The organism is Phreatobacter sp. (assembly GCF_022843985.1).
Lineage (GTDB): Bacteria > Pseudomonadota > Alphaproteobacteria > Rhizobiales > Phreatobacteraceae > Phreatobacter.
In genome coordinates this window covers 49,166-56,393 of the sequence record NZ_JALHMP010000029.1, presented here as the reverse complement: position 1 = coordinate 56,393, position 7,228 = coordinate 49,166, and the positions used below count along the sequence as shown (strand labels likewise).

Annotated in this window: 6 protein-coding genes; all 6 read right to left on the bottom strand. The window is 65.7% G+C overall.

From position 1 onward, the window contains the following. Window positions 1–110 precede the first annotated feature (110 nt). The 6 genes from Q0C57_RS17465 to Q0C57_RS17440 all read right to left on the bottom strand — a co-directional run bounded on the left by Q0C57_RS17465 (window position 111) and on the right by Q0C57_RS17440 (window position 7,128). Complete coding sequence (locus Q0C57_RS17465; protein WP_296578111.1) at window positions 111–2,648, bottom strand: strawberry notch family protein; 2,538 nt, start codon at window positions 2,646–2,648, stop codon at window positions 111–113. Between the two features lie 159 nt (window positions 2,649–2,807). Beyond that, window positions 2,808–3,104, bottom strand: a complete 297-nt coding sequence (locus tag Q0C57_RS17460; RefSeq protein WP_058096491.1) for a hypothetical protein — start codon at window positions 3,102–3,104, stop codon at window positions 2,808–2,810. After that, on the bottom strand, window positions 3,101–3,367 hold the full coding sequence (locus Q0C57_RS17455) for a DUF6117 family protein (protein ID WP_058096492.1): 267 nt from the start codon (window positions 3,365–3,367) through the stop codon (window positions 3,101–3,103). The genes Q0C57_RS17460 and Q0C57_RS17455 overlap by 4 nt, the downstream gene beginning before the upstream one ends. Then, on the bottom strand, window positions 3,364–3,780 hold the full coding sequence (locus Q0C57_RS17450; protein ID WP_058096493.1) for a hypothetical protein: 417 nt from the start codon (window positions 3,778–3,780) through the stop codon (window positions 3,364–3,366). The genes Q0C57_RS17455 and Q0C57_RS17450 overlap by 4 nt, the downstream gene beginning before the upstream one ends. 99 nt (window positions 3,781–3,879) lie before the next feature. Continuing rightward, on the bottom strand, window positions 3,880–6,006 hold the full coding sequence (locus tag Q0C57_RS17445) for a ParB/RepB/Spo0J family partition protein (RefSeq protein ID WP_058096494.1): 2,127 nt from the start codon (window positions 6,004–6,006) through the stop codon (window positions 3,880–3,882). A gap of 159 nt (window positions 6,007–6,165) precedes the next feature. Then, the gene (locus Q0C57_RS17440; RefSeq protein ID WP_058096495.1) at window positions 6,166–7,128 is read right to left on the bottom strand and encodes a zincin-like metallopeptidase domain-containing protein; all 963 of its coding nucleotides are present in this window, start codon (window positions 7,126–7,128) and stop codon (window positions 6,166–6,168) included. Between the last annotated feature and the right edge of the window lie 100 nt (window positions 7,129–7,228).

Here is a 7,228-nt window from a genome sequence, read left to right as displayed (position 1 = left end):
CATATTATCTGGAGTGAAATCATGGAAAACCGAAGGAAACCTGCGTCTCTCGCCGCCACGCTCGACATAAACTGCGACTGCAAAGAATACGTCTAATGTGGAGCTCCACATTAGACATATTCGCGCGGCGTGATGTCGACGCGAACATCGTTCCATTCCTCGGTCGGGATCTCGGCCAGACGGCGTTCCATCAGGGCTTCGCCGGTCGAGACGATCTGGATGACGGCAGCGTGGCCATCGTTCAGGTCGCGTTCGATGGACCGGATCAGGGTCGGGGTCTTCATCGACGTGAGCAGATGGCCGAAGAAGCGCTGCTTCGCGCTCTCGAATGCCGAGCGGGCGGCGGATTTGGCCTGCCGGTTCAACGTGCCGTCGCTGCCGGTAATGTTGGCGGCCCGCATCGCGGCGTCGAGGTGGTTGTGGATGACGGCGAAGGCGCCAGCGTAGGCATCATAGATGCGGCGCTGCTCGTTGGTCAGGGCGTGTTCGACCAGCTCGTATTCGACGCCATCATAGGAAAGCGAACGGGCGGTATAGAGGCCGAGCGCGCGAAGGTCGCGGGCCAAAACCTCCATCGCCGCGACGCCACCGTCCTCGATCGCCTCCACGAATTCGGCGCGGGTGGCGAAGGGGAAGTCGTCGCCGCCCCACAGGCCGAGCCGCTGGGCATAGGCGAGGTTATCGACGGTGGTCGCGCCGGTGGCGGAGACATAGACGACGCGCGCGTTCGGCAGGGCGTGCTGGAGGCGAAGCCCCGCGCGGCCCTGCTGCGAAGCGGCAATGTCGCCGCGTTCTCCCTTGCCGCCTGCGGCATTGGCCATGGCGTGGCTCTCGTCGAAAATGATCACTCCGTCGAAATCGGAACCCAACCAATCGACGATCTGCCGGACGCGCGAAACCTTCTCGCCGCGGTCGTCGGAACGCAGCGTGGCATAGGTTGCAAATAGGACGCCGTCCGACAGCATGATCGGCTTGCCCTGGGCAAAGCGCGATAGCGGCGTGACCAGCAGGCGCTCCATGCCAAGGGCTGACCAGTCGCGTTGCGCGTCCTCGATCAGCTTGTCGGATTTAGAAATCCAGACCGCCTTGCGGCGACCGCGTAGCCAGTTGTCCAGGATAATGCCCGCAGACTGACGGCCTTTGCCGGCTCCGGTGCCATCGCCGAGCATGAAGCCACGGCGGAACCGCACGGCGTTCTCGGCCTCGGCCGGCGCTGCCTGGACGAGGTCGAAGGTCGCATCGACCGTCCACGATCCTGCGAGAAAATCCGAATGGGCTTCGCCGGCATAGATGACGGTTTCGAGCTGGGCGTCCGACAGCAGATCGGTGATGCCCGCCGGCAGCATCGGCCGATAGGCGGGTTTGGGCGGCGCAATGCTCGCCATGGCTGCCGATTGCACGAGTTTTGTCGGGTGCGCCTGCGAGCCGGAAATGCGGATCGACTGCAATCCGTATTCTTCATAGATCGCATCCGTGAGGTTCGCGCCCTCAGGTGGCGTCCAGTCCACCGTGTCATAGGCGAGTTCGACGCCCTCCGGGTCGATGGACGAGCAAGCGGCCGGGCGCGCGGTTGCGGCCCGTGCGAGATAGCCGCGCACGGTGCGGGGCGCTGAGCCCGACACAAGTGGCGTGATGTCGGGCAGAGAAACCGGCAGGCGTGGTGGAACCTGTGCCGCGATCCATGCGAGCAGTGTGGCGACGTCGGGCGCGAGACCGGCGGATGGCGAGAACATGGCCGGGTCTTCGGCCGGCAGCTTGTCGATGACGGTGAGCCGCGTCTCGATGGTCGTGCCGTGCTTGGCATAGACCGAGCCGTCGATCGTCGCCGTGAAGACGACGCGACCGCGCTCCTGAAGCCGCACGAAGGCATCGCGCCAGGCGGGTTGCTCGGGACCGAAGTTCGCGCCGGTGATCGTTACCAAACGCCCACCGTCGGCGAGCCGCGCCAGAGCCGAGGCGACATGGCGGGCGGCGGCGTCGGCCACGCGGCCGGAGACGTTCGCCATTGCCGAGAACGGCGGATTCATCAGGACAACGGAGGGAATGGCGCTCGCGGGGAGGTGATCGTCGATCTGGGCGGCGTCGACGCGCGTGATAGCAAGGGCCGGAAAGAGCTGGCCAAGCAGATCGGCGCGGGTTTCCGCCAACTCGTTGATGAGCAGCGAACCGCCGCTGATCTCGGCAAGGATGGCGAGCAGTCCCGTGCCGGCCGAAGGTTCCAGCACGATGTCGCGCGGCGTGATGGCGGCAGCGGCAATGGCGGCAAGGCCGAGCGGGATCGGGGTCGAGAATTGCTGAAGCGCTTGGCTCTCTTCGGAGCGACGGGTGTGCGTCGGCAGGAGGCCGGTGATTTTCGACAAAGCGGAAAGCCGTGCAGCCGGGCTGTCGGCTTTACGGAAAAGCGCGCGTCCGTATTTGTGCAGGAACAGGACGGTCGCGCATTCGCAGGCTTCATAGGCCGTCTTCCAGTCCCAGACGCCGGTCACGTCGGAAGCGTCGAAGGCGGTCTCCATGCCGGTGCGAAGAGCGGCGCTGTCGATCCGCTGCCCGCGTTCGAGCAAGGCGAGAAGACGATGCGCAGCGGCTATGATGGCGGACGCACGGACGATGGGCGCGGCCGGAACGGCTACGGGTGACATGATGTTCATGGACTGGAACCTCGGGAGAGCGGGAACGGGAAGCCCGAACGACGCTCTCTCTCGACCGCCCGGACTCACCTCGTCCCGGCGGCCCTCTCACTCTCGAAACGCTTTTCGCGGCCGGCATGAGAAAAGCGCCTCGGCCGATCGGCGGGGCGCTTTGAGGCGTCAGGTCCAGTATCCGTCGGCGATCTCACTGGCGATGAGCATGCGCGCCTTGCGGATCAGGTCATCGCCGCTGGTGTCGATGTGCTCGAAGAACCTGGCGCGCGCGCCGTTCGTGGTCCAATCGGCATAGGCGCAATATTCACGGGCCTCGGCCCGGAATGCCCTCATGTCGCTGGCCCAATGAGGCTTGGGCTCTATGACGACGGTGATGCCGTCCCTGATCTCTGGCCAGGGGAACGACCGTTCGGTGGGCGGCCGCTCGTGATCGGCGGCGAAGATGGCGTCGATGTCCATCATGGCGCCTCTCCCGGTGTGTCGGGATGTATGAAACGGTCAGGATCGCCGGGGTCGGGCGGCAGATAGGCGTCATAAGGATTGCCGTCGGCGAGATGGCCGAAGGGCGTGAAGACGAAATCCCCATCGTCTCGTCCCACTGCGCAGATGACGTAACGCGGAGCGCCGGTCACGGCGTCGAGGCACTCCATGAGCGCGAGGTTGCCGTCACCTGCGGCGCGCAGAAGGGTCTGAAAATTGGTCTGGGCGAAGGAGGGGATGCTCATATCCGGTCTCCTGAGTCGGAGATGGTCTCGGCGAGCCAGCCATCGGTGTAGATCCAGTCCACCGTCTCCCCGGTGGCGAGATCGAGGACATGCGCGCCACCGCCGAAGCCGTCGAGCCGGGGCTTGGAGCAGGTGTTGGCATATTGGAAACCCCAGCGGCCGGTCAGGCCGAACTCCGCGGCGCAGCGCTTCACGAACTGGATCAGCCGCTCGGGATCGCCGGTGATGTCGTCGCGCATCCAGAGCTGGGCGCCGCCATGCTCGGGCTGGATCGAGAGGAGAAAACCCTCGGAAGGCGGTTCTTCCGACGCGCCAGCCTCGGACAGGCGGTTGTATAGGTCGAGCGCGCGGGCGGCGTTCTCCGGCGTGACGACGTCGAGCAGGCACGAGAAATGGGTGAAATAGTCGGCCATGACAGGCTCCTGAAACGAAAATGCCCGGTGCGATGACCGGGCAGATGGAAGATCGGGGTGGGACGCGCGGGACGAACGGAGCCGCCCCGCGCTGTTGCGTTATTCAGCCGCTATGGCGTGCTGGACTTCGTCCTCGTCGTCGCTGGCCGCTTCGTCCTCGCTCTCATCGGTGAGGAAGTCCGGCAGCGCGGTGTTGTCGCCAGCGTCGGCCTGATCGTCCGGGCTGGGCTGATCGCCGTCGAGGGACGCCAGGCGCAGCGGTTCCGGCAGCCAGCCGGTTTCCGCAAGAAGGCGTTCGGCTTCCTTGGCCATGTCGCTCTTCTTCAGGTGATCGATGAGCTGGGCGGCCCGCTCGCCGGCGCCCTCACGGACGGCTTCGAGAATACGGGGCTTGGTCACGCGGCCGAGATAGTTGCCGACCGTGGGCTTCCAGCCAACGGCCACCATGTCGAGACCGGTCGCGCGCGAGAGCCGGTCGGCCTGGGCCAGGCGCACGTCGAGACCGTGCTGACTGACGCCCGAGCCCGAATAGGGGTTCGGACGCTCGAACAGCGCATTGACGCCATAGCTGACGCAAAGCGCCAGCAGCTCCATGCGCGTGCCGTCATCGAGATCGGTCAGCCAGTCCCACAGCGCCTGATCGTCGGCGGGGATGTGATCCCCCCAGCGTTCGTGGCGATCGTTGACCGCCCGCGCCGATGGGCTGTCCTTCAATTCCTCGGACTGTCCCGGGAAGAAGATGTGGCGGACATTGGTCTCGAGGCAGCCGGTCGCGTTGGTGTGGATGAAGGTGTCGCTGAGGAGCTTGTGCAGCAACATCGTCATGGCGACGTGCGGATTTTCCGCCACCGCGTTGCGCAGCGCCACTGTGCGATGGGCCGTCAGCTCGATCACGAGACGCTCGGGGAGTGGCTTGATGCCGTCCTCCTCGTCGTCCTCGGGTTCGGCGGGCTTGCCGCCGATGGTGATGACCGCCCGTTGGACGACCGGCGTGTCGGTCTGGTCGCCCCCGGTTGCCTCACCATCGGGCCCGGCCTGGGCTTCATCCCCGGCGCGGACATAGCCGCGGTCGATCGACAGAGAACCGTCGGCGTCGAGGCTGACGAAGGCGCCGGCGATCGCGATGTCGGCCGGATCGTAGCTGACCGGGCGGTTGTCGAAGGCTTCCAGCGCCTGTTCGATTTCGCCGAGACGCTGATCGATGGCGTCGGGCAGCTCGTCGGCTTCGGAATATTCCGCTTCGATCCGGTCATATTCTTCGCGCAATGCCTCGCGGGTCGCGCGTTCCTCGTCGGTCAGATCGACCGTCGTGCCGCTGAGTTCACGAAGACCATGGTCGTGGCCATAGGGGAAGCTCATGGCGACCTCGATCCACTTCCAGCCTTCCTCGGCGATCTGGTCGGCGGCGCTCTTCAGCTTCTCGGCCACCATGCGGTCGAGCAGGGCCGGGTCTTGCAGCCAGCCGCCGTCGTCGGACTGGAACAGATCGCGCAGCATGATGCCGCCTGCGGCCTCGTAGGCGTCGACACCGACGAAGACGGCCCGCTTGTCCGAAGCGCGGACTGCGGTTTCGGTCAGCATCCGCCGGATCTGATAGGGTTCCTTCTGCCAGCTATCCTTGATCGCATCCCAGACCTGTTCCTGACGGGCATGGTCGGGGCTGACGGTGAAGGCCATGAGCTGTTCGAGCGTCATGCCGTCATCGGCATAGATCTCGAGCAGGGCCGGCGAGACGGACGTGAGCCGCAGGCGCTGCTTCACCACGGTGACGCTGACGAAGAAAGCGGCGGCGATGGCCTCCTCGGTCATGCCCTTGTCGCGCATGGCCTGAAAGGCGCGGAACTGGTCGAGCGGATGGAGCGGTGCGCGTTCCATGTTCTCGACCAGCGACACCTCGTCGATCAGGATGTCGCTGTGGGCGTCGCCAATGACGCAGGGGACCGGAGCATTTCTGGCCAGGCGCTTCTGCTTCACCAGCAATTCGAGCGCGCGATAGCGGCGGCCGCCGGCGGGCACTTCGAACATGCCGGTCTCATGGCCATCGCCATCGAGGACCGGGCGCACATGCAGGCTCTGGATGAGGCCGTGCCGGGTGATGGACTCGGCCAATTCCTCGATCGAGACGCCGGCCTTGACGCGGCGGACATTGGACTGACTCAGCACCAGCTTGTTGAAGGGAATGTCGCGCGCCGACGACAGGGTGATCTTCTGAACGGCAGTTGCCATGATCTTGACTCCGCGACGGGCGCCGAGAGCCTCTCTCTCGACCTCCAACCCGTCACGAAGCGAAGCGCCGCCCTCTCACTCTCAGGAGGGCAGCGCCACGGAAGCGAAAAGGCGTGAAGCCGGAGACCTGCTTTCCCGCCTTTCCGGTTTTCAGGTCGATCATGCTGCCTGCCGTTCACCATCTGCCGAGGCGTCGTCGGAGCTGAGATCGGCGTCCGGCAGGAAGCCGAGCAGCCAATCGGCCGCCTTGCTCGCCTGGGAGGCGGCGCGGACGATGGCGCGATTGTCTTCGCGCAGCACCTCCAGCCAGGAGCCGATATAATCGGCATGACGGACGGTGGGCGCGATGCCGAGGGATGCGCAGCAGAAGGCCGCGTTGATCTCGGCCACCAGTTCCTCGAAGGCGTATTTCCTGGTGCCGAAGCCGCCGGTCAAGTCGCGGCCGAGCCGGGAGGCATGGCCGGTGGCGTGCCCCATCTCATGCAGGGCCGTGCGATGCCAGTTGATCGGCTCGAAATATGCCTGGGGCGGCGGCACCTGCACATAGTCGTGTGCCGGCACATAGAAGGCGCGGTCGCCGCCGATGCGGAATTCGATGCCCGTGGCCCGGATCAGGGCATCGACCTGCGGCTCGATGAGACCGGGCGGAGGCGGTGGAGCAACGATGGCGACATCCTCTGGCAGGCCGTCGCATTGCGCCGCGTTGAACACGGTGAAGCGCTTGAGGAACGGGATCGCCGCCGCTTCCTCGCCGGCCTCACGGGCGCGGCGCTTTTCGTCCTCTGGGGTGAAACGATCGGCATAGACGACGGTGGTGCCGCGTTCGCCCCGGCGGACATTGCCGCCGAGCGACAGGGCCTGACGGAAGGTGATCCAGCTCTGGCCGGGAAAGCCGTGCTGGATCACTGCGCCCCAGAGGATCAGCACATTGATTCCCGAATAATGCCGCCCGGTCGCGGCGTTCCTCGGCATGGCGAGGGGCGCCTTGGCCGTGGCGGTGCCCCAGGGCTGGACCCAAGGGAAGCGGCCTGCCTCCAGCTCGTCGATGATTTTGCTGGTGATGTCGTCGTAAAGGCTCGTCCGGCCGGAGCCGGCACGCCCGTTGCGGTCATTCCTGAACATCGCGGTTCTCCGCGACGGGCGCCGGAGACCTCTTCTCCAGCCCTCAACCCGCCACGGAAACCCCGTCCGCACTCTCACTCTCCAGGGGGGCGTTGCGGGG

Bases quoted from the DNA above. Each gene is read 5' to 3' on its own strand.
- Q0C57_RS17460 (WP_058096491.1), bottom strand. From the start codon at position 3,104: ATGATGGACATCGACGCCATCTTCGCCGCCGATCACGAGCGGCCGCCC.
- Q0C57_RS17455 (WP_058096492.1), bottom strand. From the start codon at position 3,367: ATGAGCATCCCCTCCTTCGCCCAGACCAATTTTCAGACCCTTCTGCGC.
- Q0C57_RS17450 (WP_058096493.1), bottom strand. From the start codon at position 3,780: ATGGCCGACTATTTCACCCATTTCTCGTGCCTGCTCGACGTCGTCACG.
- Q0C57_RS17445 (WP_058096494.1), bottom strand. From the start codon at position 6,006: ATGGCAACTGCCGTTCAGAAGATCACCCTGTCGTCGGCGCGCGACATT.
- Q0C57_RS17465 (WP_296578111.1), bottom strand. From the start codon at position 2,648: ATGAACATCATGTCACCCGTAGCCGTTCCGGCCGCGCCCATCGTCCGT.
- Q0C57_RS17440 (WP_058096495.1), bottom strand. From the start codon at position 7,128: ATGTTCAGGAATGACCGCAACGGGCGTGCCGGCTCCGGCCGGACGAGC.